This is a genomic window from Rhizobacter sp. P2_H2, assembly GCF_056403375.1.
Map to the genome: position 1 here is coordinate 1 of NZ_JBFUFP010000044.1, position 14,995 is coordinate 14,995.

General features: G+C 69.2%; 9 protein-coding genes. 3 read left to right on the forward strand and 6 right to left on the reverse strand.

The annotated features are described in order from the left end of the window. The 5 genes from AC1D15_RS05370 to AC1D15_RS05390 form a co-directional block, all read right to left on the reverse strand. Positions 1–1,542: RICIN domain-containing protein (locus AC1D15_RS05370; RefSeq protein WP_477825191.1), on the reverse strand; the 1,542-nt coding region annotated here is incomplete at its 3' end. A 156-nt stretch (positions 1,543–1,698) separates the two neighbouring features. Then, positions 1,699–4,671: an RICIN domain-containing protein gene (locus AC1D15_RS05375; RefSeq protein ID WP_477825192.1), complete on the reverse strand. Its 2,973-nt coding sequence runs from the start codon at positions 4,669–4,671 to the stop codon at positions 1,699–1,701. Positions 4,672–5,031: 360 nt separating this feature from the next. Beyond that, positions 5,032–6,252 carry a URC4/urg3 family protein gene (locus AC1D15_RS05380; protein WP_477825193.1) on the reverse strand — a complete coding sequence of 407 codons (1,221 nt, stop codon included), beginning with the start codon at positions 6,250–6,252 and terminating at the stop codon, positions 5,032–5,034. Beyond that, positions 6,245–7,546, reverse strand: coding sequence for a GTP cyclohydrolase II (locus AC1D15_RS05385; RefSeq protein WP_477825194.1), 1,302 nt, complete (start codon positions 7,544–7,546; stop codon positions 6,245–6,247). The genes AC1D15_RS05380 and AC1D15_RS05385 overlap by 8 nt, the downstream gene beginning before the upstream one ends. A gap of 66 nt (positions 7,547–7,612) precedes the next feature. Then, positions 7,613–10,297, reverse strand: a complete 2,685-nt coding sequence (locus AC1D15_RS05390) for a polysaccharide deacetylase family protein (RefSeq protein ID WP_477825195.1) — start codon at positions 10,295–10,297, stop codon at positions 7,613–7,615. A 231-nt stretch (positions 10,298–10,528) separates the two neighbouring features. Here AC1D15_RS05390 and purB point away from each other — a divergent pair, with 231 nt between their 5' ends. The 3 genes from purB (at position 10,529) to pyrF (ending at position 14,336) form a co-directional block, all read left to right on the forward strand. Then, on the forward strand, positions 10,529–11,911 hold the full coding sequence (purB, locus tag AC1D15_RS05395) for an adenylosuccinate lyase (protein WP_047501654.1): 1,383 nt from the start codon (positions 10,529–10,531) through the stop codon (positions 11,909–11,911). 81 nt (positions 11,912–11,992) lie between these two features. Beyond that, a complete protein-coding gene (locus AC1D15_RS05400; protein WP_477825196.1) occupies positions 11,993–13,486 on the forward strand; it encodes a leucine-rich repeat domain-containing protein in 1,494 nt (497 codons plus the stop codon). A gap of 10 nt (positions 13,487–13,496) precedes the next feature. Continuing rightward, positions 13,497–14,336 carry an orotidine-5'-phosphate decarboxylase gene (pyrF, locus tag AC1D15_RS05405; protein WP_477825197.1) on the forward strand — a complete coding sequence of 280 codons (840 nt, stop codon included), beginning with the start codon at positions 13,497–13,499 and terminating at the stop codon, positions 14,334–14,336. Positions 14,337–14,355: 19 nt separating this feature from the next. Here pyrF and AC1D15_RS05410 read toward each other — a convergent pair whose 3' ends face one another. After that, entirely contained in the window at positions 14,356–14,970 is a 615-nt protein-coding gene (locus AC1D15_RS05410; RefSeq protein ID WP_477825198.1) for a glutathione binding-like protein, read from the reverse strand. Between the last annotated feature and the right edge of the window lie 25 nt (positions 14,971–14,995).

Consider the following 14,995-nt stretch of genomic DNA (forward strand, 5'->3'; position numbering starts at 1 on the left):
CTCGTAGTCCTGCGACTGCTGGAAGATCACGTCGGCGGCGGCGGTCTTCCAGTCGCCGGTGAAGGTCGGGTCGAGCCCGGCGTGCGACTCGGTGTTGTTCACCTTCTTCAGCGCCGGCAGGTACTTGGACAGCACGTTGCCCGGCTTGCGGTTGGTGTACTCCTGCACCACCTCCAGCATGTCGCCGGTGCCCGAGCAGAAGCCGATGATGCCGGCGGTGTAGCCGCGGCCGTCATGGATGTCCTGGATGTAGGCGTACTGCGCCTTCCAGTTCAGCGACGAGTTCTCGGCGCTGGAGACGATCTGCATCGCGATGTCCTTCTTGCGGGCATCGAACAGGTCGGTCGACGACGGGGCCGGTGCGGGTGCCGGAGCGGGGGCAGGTGCCGGTGCAGGCGCGGGCGCGGGGGCCGGTGCAGGCGCGGGAGCCGGTGCCGGGGAAGGTGCCGGCGCGGGTGCGGGGGCAGGCGCCGGAGCGGGGGCAGGTGCTGGTGCGCCGACCGCAGTCAGCTTCCATTGCTGGTTCGCGCCGGTGCCGCAGTCCCATTGCTGGATGGCACCGCCGGCGGACAGGCTGTGGTCCTTCACGTCGACGCACTTGCCGCTGTTGCGGGCCTTGATCGAGAAGCCCGCGCCCGAGACGGCGATCGCGAAGCGTTGGTTGTCGCTGGCAGCGGTGGTCCATTGCTGGATCAGCGCGCCGTTGGCGGTCGACACGTCGGTCACGTCGAGCGACTTGCCGCTGCCGCTGTCGACCAGGCGGAAGGTGCCGCCGGTCTCGGCGCGCAGCTCGAAGCGTTGCGAGCTGACGTCGGCACACGCGCTCTGCTGGGCCTTGGCGCCGTTGGCGGTGCTGGCGCCGGCGATGTCCAGGCACAGGCCCGACTCGACCGACTTGACTTCGTAGATGCCGACCGCGACCGCCGCGGTGACGTTGCCGCTGCGCGGCAGGAAGCGGAACGCCTGGCCGCCGCTCGTGCTGCACGACAGCTGCTGCAGCACCGCGCCATCGGCCGTCGAGGCGCCGGTCACGTCGACGCACTTGCCGCTGCCGGCATTCACCAGCCGGAAGCGATCACCGCCCAGGTGTTCGATGCGGAAGCGCTGCGCGTTGGTGCCGTTGTCGACCCACTGCTGCAGCGCCGCGCCGTCGGAGGTCGAGGCCGAAGCCACGTCCATCGCCTTGCCGCTGCCGMCGTTGATCAGCTTGTAGACGCCGCCGCCGGCGTCGCTGAGCTCGAACGACTGGGCGGCGTTCTTGTTGCAGCCGGCCTGCTGCAGCCGGCCGCCGTCGGCCGTGCTCGCACCGGCCACGTCGACGCACTTGCCGCTCTGGGCATTGACGATCGTGTAGATGCCGCTGGCCAGCGTGATGGTGCCGGCCGTGCTGGCCCGGGCGGCCTGCGCGGATTCGTGGCCTTCAGCAGCGGCGTCGGGTGCACCGTTGCTGCTGCCGTCGCTGCCGCCGCAGGCGGCGAGGAAGGCGCTGCTCATCGCGACGGCGAGCGGCAGGCGGGCGAACTGGTAACGCTTGGAACGCATGGAACACTCCCTGAGATCTGGTGGTGGGACCCGGGTTGGCACCCGGGCTGCGCAAAGTGAGTCGTTTCGATCCAGCAACGCCCCGGGATCCGGCTTTGCCGGGCCCAGGGGTGGCGCCCCTCGGGGGCAGGAGCGCCAGCGACTGGGGGCTGTCGTCTATTTCCAGTCGGAGGTCTGCAGGAGCGGATCGATCGTCAGCCCGAAGGTGTTGCCCACCTTCTGCCCGACCGTCCCCGGCGTGGCCAGCTGTGCGCCGCCGCACGCGCCGCCACCCGTCTTGATGATGGCCCACAGCATCGCGCCGTCACGTGCATTGCGGTTGGCCGCCGTGCCGTTCGCCACCGCATTCGTGTAGCGCTGCACCGAGTACGGCAGGTTCAGGTTCACGCCGTACTGGTCCTGCAGGTTGCGCGAGCCGGTGCACTGGGCGTCGGCATCGTTGACCACCAGCATGCCGCCGGCCCAGCCCTCGGGCGACGGTTCCAGCCCGATCGAGACGATGGTCTTCGACGGGAACAGCGCGCGGTACTGGTTGTACGCGACGATGCCGTCGAAGTGCTCGTAGCGGGCGTCGTAGCTCATCACGTTGACCAGGTCGAGCATGTTCGCGACCGCCGGGTACTTCAGCACCACGCCGCGCTCGCGCCCGGCATTGCCGCCCCAGTACGACATCTTGCCGGCGCAGGCCGGGTCGGCCGTCGTGCCCGATGTGCAGTCCGCACCGCTCGACCAGCCGGCCAGCGTCAGCACGCGTCCGCCGCCCGCCAGGTCGACTGCCTTGCGCAGCGCCTTGATCGAGTTGGCATAGCGGTCCACGTCGCCGTCGGCTTCGTAGTCGACGTCGAGGCCGTCGAAGCCCATCTCGGTCTGGATCTTCGCAAGGGCGTTGATGATCGAGCCGCTGCCGGCCGCGCCCTGGGCCGCGAGCGGGCCCCAGTTGTTGTAGGTGGCACCGCCGACGGCGAGGATCACCTTCTGGTTGCGCTGGTGCAGCACGTCGATCGCGGCCTTGATGTCCTTCGGCGACGCGCTGAAGGTGATGCCGGTGCCGGAGAAGCTGTTGGTGTTGATGCCGGCCCACGAGAAGTTGGGGTCGGCGAACGACACCATCACGTGCGTGTAGGTGGCGGGCACCTTCGCGAACTTGCTGGCCTTGTAGACGTCGTTGGCGGTCTTGCCGGTGGCGTCGAACCAGTTGTCGCTCCAGGTCGGGTAGTAGCCGACGTAGACGCGCTTGGTCTGCACGGCCTTCAGCGCTTCAGGCAGCGTGAGCGTGCCGTTCGGTGCGGGGGCCGGGGCCGGCGCGGGTGCCGGGGCAGGCGACGGCGCGGGAGCCGGGGCGGGAGAAGGCGCCGGTGCCGGCGACGGGCCGCACGAGGCGCTGGTCGGCGTCCACAGCGTCGGCGTGGCGGCCGGGTTCCAGTTCGCGCCGGCGAACGCGGTGTGCGTCACCAGGGCCTTGTACTGCTTGCCTTGGTAGCTGACGACCTGGCCGGCGTTGTAGGTGATGCCTTCGGTCCAGGCCACGCAGCTCGACGGAGCCGGTGCGGGAGCAGGTGCCGGGGCAGGCGTCGGGGCCGGGGCCGGGGCGGGCGTGGGAGCCGGTGCCGGAGCGGGCGTCGGGGCCGGCGCAGGAGCGGGGGCCGGAGCCGGCGCGCTCGTCACCGGGATCAGCGCCCACTTCTGGTTCGCGTTGACGCTGCAATCCCATTGCTGGATCGATGCGCCGGGTGCGCTGTTCCAGTCCTTCACGTCGATGCACTTGCCGCTGTTCACGGCCTGCAGGCGCACCGTGCCGGTGGCGGCATCGGTGAGCTGGGCGAAGCGCTGGTTCGCGCCGCTGGTGTTGGCCCATTGCTGGATCAGCGCGCCGTTGGCGGTCGACACGTCGGTCACGTCGAGCGAGCGGCCGCTGTTGATGTTGACGATGCGGTAGGTGCCGCTGGTGTCGGGCACGAACGAGAACACCTGCGAAGAGGCGCCGCTGCAATTCTGCTGCACGAGCTTGGCGCCGTCGGCGGTGCTGGCACCGGCGATGTCCAGGCACAGGTTCGAGAACGACGACTTCACGGTGTACTGCTTGGCGATCGGTGCCGGGGCGGGCGCGGGGGCCGGTGCGGGCGCCGGAGCCGGCGGGTTCGAGCCCTTGGCCGCCGCGAAGGCCTGCCAGTRCTCGTAGTCGCGCGTGTTGGCGCGGCTGAAGTCGTCCAGGCTGCCCGAGCCCACGCGGTCGCGCTGCGCGGCCCAGTAGGCCAGCAGGCCGATGCCCTTCTGCTTCGCGAAGTTGGCGACGGTGACCGCATCGGCCGGCGTGAAGATCTCTTCCGCGACGTCGTTCTGGCCGATCATCGGCGTGATGCCGATCATGGCCCACAGCTGCGCATCGGTCTTCGACGGGTACACCCCCTTCAGCTGGTTGAAGGTCGACTGCGCGGCCGAGACGGCCAGGTCGCCCATCTTCTTGCCGCCGCTGTAGTAGGTGCCGTAGTCCATCGCCATGATGTTGACCATCGACACCGTGACGCCGGCGCTCGCCGCGCCCTTGATCAGCTCCAGCGCCTTGGGCGGCAGGCCGCCCGGCTCGGAGTTGGTGCGGAACGGATCCACCGGCAGCGTGAACGAGGTGTACAGGTCCGGGTAGATCGCCTGCAGCTGCTTGATCGCCGCGTTGCGCACGCCGTTCAGGCGCGTGTCGCCGAGCTGGCCGCCTTCGATGTCGAAGTCGATCATGCGGGTGCCGTGCGTGTCCATCAGCTTGCGGATCAGCGCGACCAGGTCGTTGGTCGAGCAGACCGATTCGAGGTAGGTGCCGCTTGCGCCGCCGAAGGACAGGATCACCTTGTTGCCGCTGTCGATGTACGACTTGACGTCGGCCTTGATCGACGCGTTGTTCAGCGTGTTCTCCATGCCGCCGCTGAGCGTGCAGCCGCCGCCGGAGATGCCGAACGCGATCGTCATGCCGTCCATGCCGGCGCGCGATTTCGCCTCCGTCAGGTTCTTGAACTTGTAGGCGGTGCTGCCGAAGCCCCAGCCGAAGAAGTACGGCGCGACGATCGTGCCCGCGTGGGCCGCCGACGTTGCGGCCACACCGGCGGCGAGCGCGAGCGCGCTCAGCTTGAATCTGTTCATGGTTCCCAACCCTCTCGCGGCCTGGGCGCGTTGCTGCGCACGGCCCTGCCTGTTGATTCGATCTCGCGTCGACGTACTGCGCGGGCCGCCGCGAGGGCCTTGCTGTGTTCGCGTTTCGTCAATGTGGAAACGCTTCCACAAGACCAATTGAATCACCCCCAGTCATCAGACAAACGCGGGTAAACCCTTAGGCAATGCCACGTCAAGGTGTCGAGTTGTGTGCAAAGTTGCAGGCTTTCCCGCACTCATCGGATGCGCCCGAAGGCATCCATTCGCCATCGCGATGGAAATCAGGAACATCTGGTATTAATTTGGTCTCGTGACGAAACCGGCAGCTGCCCGCCGCAAAACCCGATGGCTTCAGAACACCGTGCCGTCGCTCTCGATCACGAGCGGCGGGCCGCCGTCGCGCAACTCGCGAGCGATGGCGCGGCCTGCAGCCCAGGTGCCGCCTTCGAGGACGCAGGCGAGCGGCATCGCGGTGACGGTCTGGCCGAGGCGGTGGCGCACCAGCGGCGCCAGCTCGTCGATCAGTGCGACGGTGAGCGCGCGCCATTCGACGATCGCCTCGTCACCCGTTGTATGACGACGCTGCGAGAAGCCGGCATCGCGCGGCACGATGACGCCGCTGTCCAGCAGCAGCCCGCCGTTGCGGTATTCGGGCAGGCCGGTGAGGCCGTCGAGCTGGGTGACCGGCACGCCGGCCCATTCGAAGGGTTCGAGCAGCGAGTAGCACAGCCACTGGCTGAGCTTGTGGAACGGCACCCAGCCGGCGCTCGCGCCCTGGCCGCCGGCGAGCGGGTGGCGCCAGCAGTCGCCAAGCGGCACGCCGTCGAGCTCGTTGCCGGCCAGCCAGATGCCGCTCAGTGTGTCGAGCAGGGCCTGCAGCAGCTGCGGGGCCGTCAGCGGCGCCTGGTGCGCCTTCAGCGCGAGCCGGTCGAACAGCGCGCCGGGCCGGCCGTCGGCACCGAAGCTCGCATGCTGCACCTGCATCGCCTCGCCGAGCCGGCGCAGCAGCAGCGTGCGGCCGTCGAGGCCGACCAGCGGGTTGTCGTCGCGCACCTGGAACATCGCGGCGAGCGTGTCGGCATCGAGCCGCGCCAACCCCGCCGCATCCACGCGCAGCGGCTGCGCGGGATCGCTCGAGAACAACCCTTGCATGAAGCCGCGGAAGCTGGCCACGCCCAGGCCTTCGGAGCGGCTGAAGGTCTGCCCGCTCTCGGCTTCGGCATAGCGCCAGCCGGCACCGGCGCCGGCATCGAGCAGCACGCTGACCACCGTGAGGTCGATGCGCGCACGCGCCTGCGCGGCGGCGTCGAGCCCGGCGAGCCGCGCGTCGAGTTCGCCCTTGCGATCGACGCCGCCGGCCTCGAAGTGGCGCCAGCGGCTGTGGTACGGGATGCGCAGCGTCGGGTACTGGTGCCGCGTGACCTGCTCGACGCGCTGCGCGGCCTCGGCCAGCTTCGTGTGATCGAGCGTGAAGTGGTCGGAGCGGCCCTCGCCGACCGCACGCGTGATGTTGGCGCAGCGCTCGCGGATCGTCGCGGCCTGCCGCAGCTCGTGGACAGCCGGGCTAGACAAGGCCGCGCCCCTTGGTGGCCGCGAGCTTGACGTCGTCGGGCACGCTGCCGTCGGTGAAGTAGCCGGCGGCGATCTTGGCCTCGATCTCGACGCGCGCATCGGCCGGCACCAGCTCGTCGGGGATCTTGACGCGTTCGCCGACGGCGATGCCGCTTTCGGTGATMGCGTCGTACTTGTCGTTGCTCATGCTGACGAGGCGATGGATCTTCTGCACGCCGAGCCAGTGCAGCACGTCGGGCATCAGCTCCTGGAAGCGCATGTCCTGCACACCCGCGACGCATTCGGTGCGCAGGAAGTACTTGTCGGCGCTGTCGCCGCCGACCTGCCGCTTGCGCGCGTTGTAGACCAGGAACTTGGTGACTTCGCCGAGCGCGCGCCCCTCCTTGCGGCTGTAGGCGATCAGGCCGACGCCGCCGTGCTGCGCGCCGCGGATGCATTCCTCGATCGCATGCGTCAGGTAGGGCCGGCAGGTGCAGATGTCGGAGCCGAACACGTCGGAGCCGTTGCACTCGTCGTGCACGCGGGCGGTGAGCGTGACGGCCGRGTCGGCGAGGTGGCGCGGGTTGCCGAAGATGTAGAGCGTCTGCCCGCCGATCGGCGGCAGGAAGACCTCGATGTCGCTGCGCGTCACGAGCTCGGGGTACATGCCGCCGGTCTCCTCGAACAGGTGGCGGCGCAGGTCGCCCTCGCCGACGTTGAAGCGCTTCGCGACGCCCGGCAGCCACCACACCGGCTCGATCGCGACCTTGGTGACGACGGCCGAGCTGTCGGCGAGCAGCACGCGGCCGTCGACCTGCAGGCGCTGGAAGGCCAGCGCCTGCTTGACCTCGGGCAGGTGGATGTGGGCCTGGGTGACCGCGATGGTCGGGCGGATGTCGTAGCCCTGCGCGATGGGCTCGGCGAACACGTCGGCGACCGAAGCGCCCCAGGGGTCGATCGAGACCATCTTGGTCGCGTCGCACCATTGCGGGTACGGGCCGATCAGGTCGGTGGGCGCGGTGTTGGTGAGGTCGGCGCGGTGGCCCTTCTTCAGGTTGCCAGCCGCCAGGGCCAGCGCGCGGTACACGCCGTACGAGCCGCTGTGCGTGCCGATCACGTTGCGCTGGCTGCGGTTGGTGGTGGTGCCGACCACCGGGCCGCGCTCGGCCGCGGTGGCCGCGCCCCAGTGGATGGCCGGCGCGCCGGACGGGCCCTGCTGGCCGGGGTGGGAGGTCAGGCGGATGTGCTTGGAGGGGTTCGGCACGGGGCCGGGCTCGCTGGCCTGCTGGGGACTGGGCTTGGGCTCGGTGCTCATCGCGGTCGCTCCTGGTGGCGCAAGGCCGGGAAGGCCTTGCGCAGAGGATACGACGGCAGCCCCGGTTCAGGGCAACTTCGGCCGATGCGCCGCATCCGGCGCCGCGATCCACGCCTGCAGCTCCGCCACCCGCGCATGCTTCGGCGCCAGCCCGACGAAGGTCGTGTAGGCCTTCAGCGCCTTCGCATCGTCACCGGCCTGCAGCTGCGCATCGCCCAGGTTCAGGTAGGCCAGCGCGCGGCTGCCGTCCATCTCGATCGCGCGCTCGAACCAGCGCGCCGCCTCGGCCGGCTTGCCGCGCTTGAAGTAGACGAAGCCGAGGTTGTTGGCCGCCAGCGCGAACACCGGCTGCAGCTTCAGCGCCTCGGTGAAGGCGGCCTCGGCCTCGTCGTAGCGGCGCTCGCGGTACAGCGCGAGGCCACGGTCGTTGGCACGCTGCGCGGCGACGCGCGGCGCCACCGGCGCGGCGGCCGGCGTCGAGAGCTTCACGTCGCCGCCCTCCAGGTTCTTGACAACGACCTGCACGTCCTTCGCGGCGCCCTTGCCCGCGCCGGCCTGCAGTGCCGCCGTCTTCGCATCGTCGAGCCGCTTGTTCAACTGGCTCGCCTCGGCATCGAGCTGCGGTGAATCGCCGCTCAGGGCTTCGCGGTCGGCGGCCACTGTGAACACGAATTCACCGCCCTCCGAGCCCGGCAGGCTGCCGAAGGCGGGCGTCTGGCGCGCGATCGCCGACACCGCGGGCGCCACGTAGGCGGCCAGCTCGGTGGCGGTGATCACGCTGTCGTCGTTCAGGTCGGCCTTGCCGTTCAGCGCCTGCAGCAAGGTCCAGGTGAACACCGAGTGGCCGCCCGGTCCGTCGTCGGCGACCTGCTGGTCGACACCGCCGGCGGTCAGCATCTGCCGGCCCAGGCGGCGTGCGTTGTCCCTCAGGAAGCTGTCGGTCTTCGGCGCGCCACCACCGCGCGTCAACCCGAGGCCGGAGTAGCAGGCGTCGATCAGGAACAGCACGTGCTTCGCCGGGGTGGCTTCGGCCACCTCCTGCAACTGCGGCATCGAGATCGCATCGGAGGCGAAATCCACCTGCGCCGCGTCCACCGGAATCAGGTAGCCCACGTCGCGGCCGCTGGCCAGCTTGCGCGTGCCGCCGTGGCCGGCATAGAACACCAGTACCCGGTCGTCGCGCTTGAGCTTCTTCGGGTCCGCCAGCTTCTCGTTCAGCACGCGCAGGATGTTGGTGCGCGTCGCCTCGCCGTCGTACAGCGCGGTCACGTTCTCCGGCTTGAAGCCGAAGCGCGACACCAGCGTCTCCTGCACCGCGCGCGCATCGCGCACCGCATGGTGCAGCTGCGGCCACTTCGCGTACTGGTCGATGCCGATCACCAGCGCATGGCTGTCGCGGTACAGCGTGTCGGCATCCCCGGGCGGCGCCGCATCCGGCGCGGCCTTGCGCGGCGCGTTGACGACGAATTTGCCGTCGCGCCAGGTCGCGAAGCGGTAGCCGTCGGCCGACAGCTGGTCGAGCACCAGCGGCAACGCCTGCACGGTGCGGCCCTGGATGTCGTGGAACAGGATCACGCCGCGGCCGGCGCGCTCCACCTCGCTGAGCACGCGCTCGGCAATGCTCTTGGGCACCGGGTCGGCCCAGTCCATCGAGTCGACGTTCCACATCATCGAGCGCAGCTTCAGCGCCTCGACGGTGCTCAGCGCGCCCTCGTTGCGCGCGCCGTACGGGAAGCGGAACAGCGACGACGGCTGGCGCCCGGTCGCGTCGAGCAGCGCCTCGGTCTGGGTGGTCTCGGTGCGCACCGCGTCGTCGCTCAGCTTGGCCATCACGCTGTGCGTGAAGCTGTGGTCGGCGAGCTGGTGGCCGGCCTGCAGCACCCGCTTCGCGACCGCGCCGTTCGGGCCCAGCTTCGCGTGGCCCTGCGCGTCGACGGTGCCGAGGTTGCGGCCGAGGTTGAAGAAGATCGCCGGTGCGTCGTAGCGCTTCAGGATGTCGAGGATGTCGTCGGTGTACTTCGGGTGCGGACCGTCGTCGAAGGTCAGCACCACGGTCTTCGGCGGCAGCGAGCCGCCGAAGATCTCGCGCGAATCGGCCTCTTCGGCCACGCCGGATTTCGTCGATGCCGCGGTGTACGGCACGATGGTCGCGTAGTCCTTCAGGATCTGCTCGCGGTTGTAGAGCTTGGCCAGCTTCGCGACGTAGTCGGCCCACTTCTCGCGCTGCAGCTCGATGCCGCGCTTCGCGAAGCGGCCGAACACGTCCTTCAGCTCGCGGTCGTAGGCCTGCTCCACCTCGGCCAGCACCGCCAGGTCTTCATTGGCGCGGCGCGCGAGCTTCAGGCCGGCGATCGACTGCGACTGGGCGTACTGGGCCGCGAGGCGGGTCAGGAATTCCTTGAAGGCGAGGCGGTCGGCGTCGAACCAGCTCGGCTCGCTCTCGATGCGGTCGAGCAAGGCTTCGAGCGCCGGCAGCGTCGCGGGGTTGGCCGTATCGGCCGCGGCGGCGGCGAGCGCATCGACACGCTCCTGCAGGTCGTGGAACAGCAACTGGCCGACGGCCCCGACCGCGCGGCGCTCGGCCGGCTTCAGCGCGCGTTCGCCGGTCATCAGCACGATCATCTGGCGGTGCGCGGCGAGCACGCCGTCGGCGCGTTGCTGGAGCTGGGCGGCGAGGGTCGATGCGCTCGCCGGAGCGGACGCCGCCGCGCTGGCGGCCGCGACGGGCACGGACGCGGCGGAAGCCGGCACGCCCGCTGCAGGGGTCGTGCTGCCGCTCCGGTTGCAGCCCACTAGCGACGCGGTCAGGACACAGCACAGGAGCGGCCCGCAGGCGCGAAGAAGGGCGTTGGGCATCGACGGCGTCACAGGGGGTGGCGGGAGCATGTATTTCATCACCGAACCGGGGCGCCTAAAATCGCGGCCGTCTCCAGCCTCGCGCTTCCCCCGGTCCCCACTGCGGCCCGTCGCGCCGCCCCCGCCATGAACCTCTCTGCCCTCTCCGCCCTGTCCCCACTCGACGGCCGCTATGCCGCGAAGGTCGCCGCCTTGCGCCCGTTGCTCAGCGAGTACGGCCTGATGCACCGCCGCGTGCAGGTGGAGGTGGAGTGGTTCATCGCGCTGTCCGATGCCGGCCTCGCCGAATTCAAGCCGCTCAGCGAGGCCGCGCGCGGCCTGCTGCGAGGGCTGGTGGCGCGCTTCAGCGAAGCCGATGCCCAGGCCATCAAGGACATCGAGCGCACCACCAACCACGACGTGAAGGCGGTCGAGTACTGGCTGAAGGGCCGCTTCGAATCGAATGCCGAGCTGAAGGGCGCCGGCGAGTTCGTGCACTTCGCCTGCACCAGCGAGGACATCAACAACACCAGCCACGGCCTGATGCTGAAGGCCGCGCGAACCGAGGTGCTGCTGCCGACGCTGGACCGCATCGTCGACAGCCTCACCGCGCTGTCGGTCGAGCTGGCCGAGGTGCCGATGCTCAGCCGCACGCACGGCCAGACGGCCAGCCCCACCACCGTCGGCAAGGAAGTGGCCAACGTCGTCGCGCGGCTGCGCACCTCGCGCGAGCGCATCGCCGGCGTGCAGCTGCTGGCCAAGATGAACGGCGCGGTCGGCAACTACAACGCCCACCTGGCCGCCTACCCCGAGGTCGACTGGGAGGCCTTCTCGAAGCGCGTGATCGAAGGCGCGCTCGGCCTGAGCTTCAACGCGTACACGATCCAGATCGAGCCGCACGACTACATGGCCGAGCTGTTCGATGCGGTCACGCGCACCAACACCATCCTGATCGACTGGTCGCGCGACGTCTGGGGCTACATCAGCCTCGGCTACTTCAAGCAGCGCACCAAGGAAGGCGAGATCGGCTCCAGCACGATGCCGCACAAGGTCAACCCGATCGACTTCGAGAACGCCGAAGGCAACTTCGGCCTCGCCAACGCGCTGCTGACCCACCTGAGCCAGAAGCTGCCGATCAGCCGCTGGCAGCGCGACCTGACCGACAGCACGGTGCTGCGCAACATGGGCGTGGCGCTCGGCTACGCGGTGCTGGGCTACGACAGCCTGCTGCGCGGGCTGGGCAAGCTGGAGGTGAACCGCGAGGCCCTCGCCGCCGACCTCGACAGCGCCTGGGAGGTGCTGGCCGAGCCGATCCAGACCGTGATGCGGCGCTACAAGCTCGCCAACCCGTACGAGCGCCTGAAGGAGCTGACGCGCGGCAAGACGATCACGCGCGAAGCGATCCAGCAGTTCATCGGCACGCTGGAGATCCCGCAGGCCGAACGCGAACGGCTGCTCGCGATGACGCCGGGCAGCTACACCGGGATCGGGGCCGAGCTGGCGAAGCGCATCGGCACGCCGCGGCGCTGAAGGCCGCGGGCGCCGGTCCGATCTGGAACATCCTGGTGGCGGATGCCACTCAGGAGAATCGCAGATCGACGGGGGTGGAGCGTGGACATCATCGGCAAGGCGCTGAAGCGCAGCAATACCTCCTCGAGAGAGCGCGGCGCCCTGCCCACGCTGCGGCCTGAACCGAACGACCGGTCATCACCGAATCTTCAGAATATCAAGCTGCACGACCTCGCTGTGACGGGGCCGGTGGCGGCGTTCTTTCGCCGGTGGGAACTGCCGTCATCCCGAGACGACGTGTCGCAGGTCATGCGCTTTTGCATTCGCCACAAGAAAGGCGATGGAGCCGCGGTGTTGGTCAAGGCGCTCTTCGAGCGAGATGGCGGCGGTGCCGTGACCTTGCACTTCGGATGCCCATTTCCAGTCGACGAGCAAGGCCCCCTGACGGACGATGATCTGAAGTTCCTGGTGCGCTGGATCAGGGAGCGGATGCCCGCGTTGCCGGAGGTGCCGGTCCAGCTCGATCTCAGCGGCAATCACCTCACCGCGGAGGGCCTGACGCAACTCACCACGGGCCTGCAAGACACCCCGCAGCTGCAGGCGCTCGATCTTTCTCGCAATCGCTTCCTGACGCAACCCTTGACACGCCAGGACACGACAAGAAGAACCATCTGCAGGAAGCTCACCTCCCCGCGCCAGCCGAAAGAGCCGCTGCGGGCCGGCGACGCGATCGGCGAACTGCTGGCCTGCCTCCAACTCCGACGCTTGTGGCTGAGCGGCAACCCATTCGCGAGGGAAGATCGCGAGCGCATCCTCTGCGCGGTCGTCTTGGACAGCCCCGCGCTGTGCGCATTGGGCATGTCGGATTGCGCGCTCTCGGAAGCCGACATCAAGATTCTGGTCCAGCAGGATAGACGCAAGGGCTGGCGCCATTTGGCCCTGGGCACGAAGTTGACGGAAGGTGCGATGGAGTCCATCACTGCACTCCTGCGCACCAGCGAGACCCTCGAGACGCTGGATCTGGGAACAACCGAACCGTATTCGTTCCTCTCGGTCACCGAGCTGTTCCATGCGCTTGACGGCAATCACAGCCTGAAGCGCCTGTCCGTGGCCGGGCACAGCCTGAGAGGCAACGGGCCTGCCGTGACGCAGGCACTGCGGAGGAACACCTGCCTGCGCGCGCTGGACATGTCGGGCAGCGACATCTCGATGAAGCTTCTCGATGCGTTGGTACGAGCCCTGTCGCAGCAGGAAGGTTTCAGCCCCAACGAAACCCTGACGACACTGATCCTGCCGGAGTTCGGCTCCGGGACCGTTGATCACGACAAGAAAGAATTGAGCAAGGCAAAGCTCTCCTTTGCCATCAACCGCAATCGCGCCACGCAATTGCCGGCCGATACCTTGGGAGCCTTCCTGGCCTGTTGCGCACCCGCAGTCGCCGTGCCGCCGGAACTGCGCAGCACGATCGTTGACTACATTCGAGCCTCCGAGCGCGAAGCGATCACACCGGCCTGCGTGGTCCGCAAGCCAGATCCCACATCGGCAGGTCGTGCGGCGCCAAGGATCTGGCTGGAGGTCCGCAGCCCACGCACATAAAATCCCCACCATGAAATTCACCGACCAGCTGCGCCGCGCCGAACGCCGCAACGATTCCCTGCTCTGCGTGGGGCTCGATCCCGATCCGGCGAAGTTCCCCGGCACCTGGAAGGGCGATGCGTCCCGCATCTACGACTTCTGCGCCGCGATCGTCGATGCCACGAAAGACCTGGTGATCGCCTTCAAGCCGCAGATCGCCTACTTCGCCGGCCACCGCGCCGAAGACCAGCTGGAGCGCCTGATGGCCCACATCAAGCGCGTCGCACCCGAGGTGCCGGTGATCCTCGACGCGAAGCGCGGCGACATCGGCGCCACCGCCGAACAGTACGCTCGCGAGGCCTTCGAGCGCTACCAGGCCGACGCGGTCACGCTGTCGCCCTTCATGGGCTTCGATTCGATCGAGCCGTGGCTGCGCTACGGCGACAAGGGCCTGATCCTGCTGTGCCGCACCTCCAACCCCGGCGGCTCCGACCTGCAAGCGCAGCCGCTGGCGAATGGCCCAGGAGGCACAGCGGGCGAACTGCTCTACGAACGCGTCGCCCGCCTCGCGCAGGGCGACTGGAACCGCAGCGGCCAGCTCGGCCTGGTGGTCGGCGCCACCTTCCCCGGCGAGATCGCCCGCGTTCGCGAACTCGCGCCATCGCTGCCGCTGCTGATCCCCGGCGTCGGCGCGCAGGGCGGCGATGCCGCGGCCACGGTGCGCGCCGGCTGGCGTGCCGATGCGAGCATCGTCGTCAACTCGTCGCGCGCGGTGCTGTATGCCTCGAACGGCGACGATTTCGCGAGCGCCGCCCGCCGCGTCGCCCAGGCCACCCGCCTTGAGTTGAACGCGCACAAGCCCGCCGCCTGACGCGTCGGCTGGGGCCGCTTCAGTCCTTCAGCAGCCCCTCGGCGCGCAGCGCCTGCTGCACCGCCGGCCGGGCCGACACCCGGGCCATCCACGCGCGCAGCTGCGGAAAGTCCGACAGCGGGATGCCGAGGACGTTGCTCCAGCTCACGATCGTGAAGCCGTAGGCGTCGGCGACGCTGTAGTCGCCGGCCAGGAACTCGCGCGTCGCGAGGTGCTGCTCCATGTCGGCGAAACGCGCGGCGAGCTTCAGCTTCGCGTCGCGCTTCGTGCTGTCGGCCGTCTCCTTGTGCCACAGCCACGGGCTGAAGGTCTTGTGCAGCTCGGTGCTGGCGAAGGTCAGCCACTCGGTCACCTCGAGTCGGCGGCGGCTGCCCGGTGCACCGATCAGCGCGTGCGAGCCGTCGAGCCCCGCCACGTGCTGCAGCAGCGCGGCGCCTTCGGTGTGACGCGAGCCGTCGTCGAACTCCAGCAGCGGCACGTAGCCGCGCGGCGAGATCTCGAAGTAGTTGCCGCCGCCATCGGCCAGCGTGTGGGTCGCGAGGTCGACCTGGTGCGCCTCGAAGGCGACGCCGGCCTCGCGCAGCGCGATGTGGACGGCCAGCGAGCAGGCGCCGGGGGCGAAATAGAGCTTCATGGGAAAGTCCTGTTGAGGTGTCGAG

Coding starts and splice junctions, on each gene's coding strand:
- purB (WP_047501654.1), top strand. CDS start 10,529: ATGAACCTCTCTGCCCTCTCCGCCCTGTCCCCACTCGACGGCCGCTAT.
- AC1D15_RS05410 (WP_477825198.1), bottom strand. CDS start 14,970: ATGAAGCTCTATTTCGCCCCCGGCGCCTGCTCGCTGGCCGTCCACATC.
- pyrF (WP_477825197.1), top strand. CDS start 13,497: ATGAAATTCACCGACCAGCTGCGCCGCGCCGAACGCCGCAACGATTCC.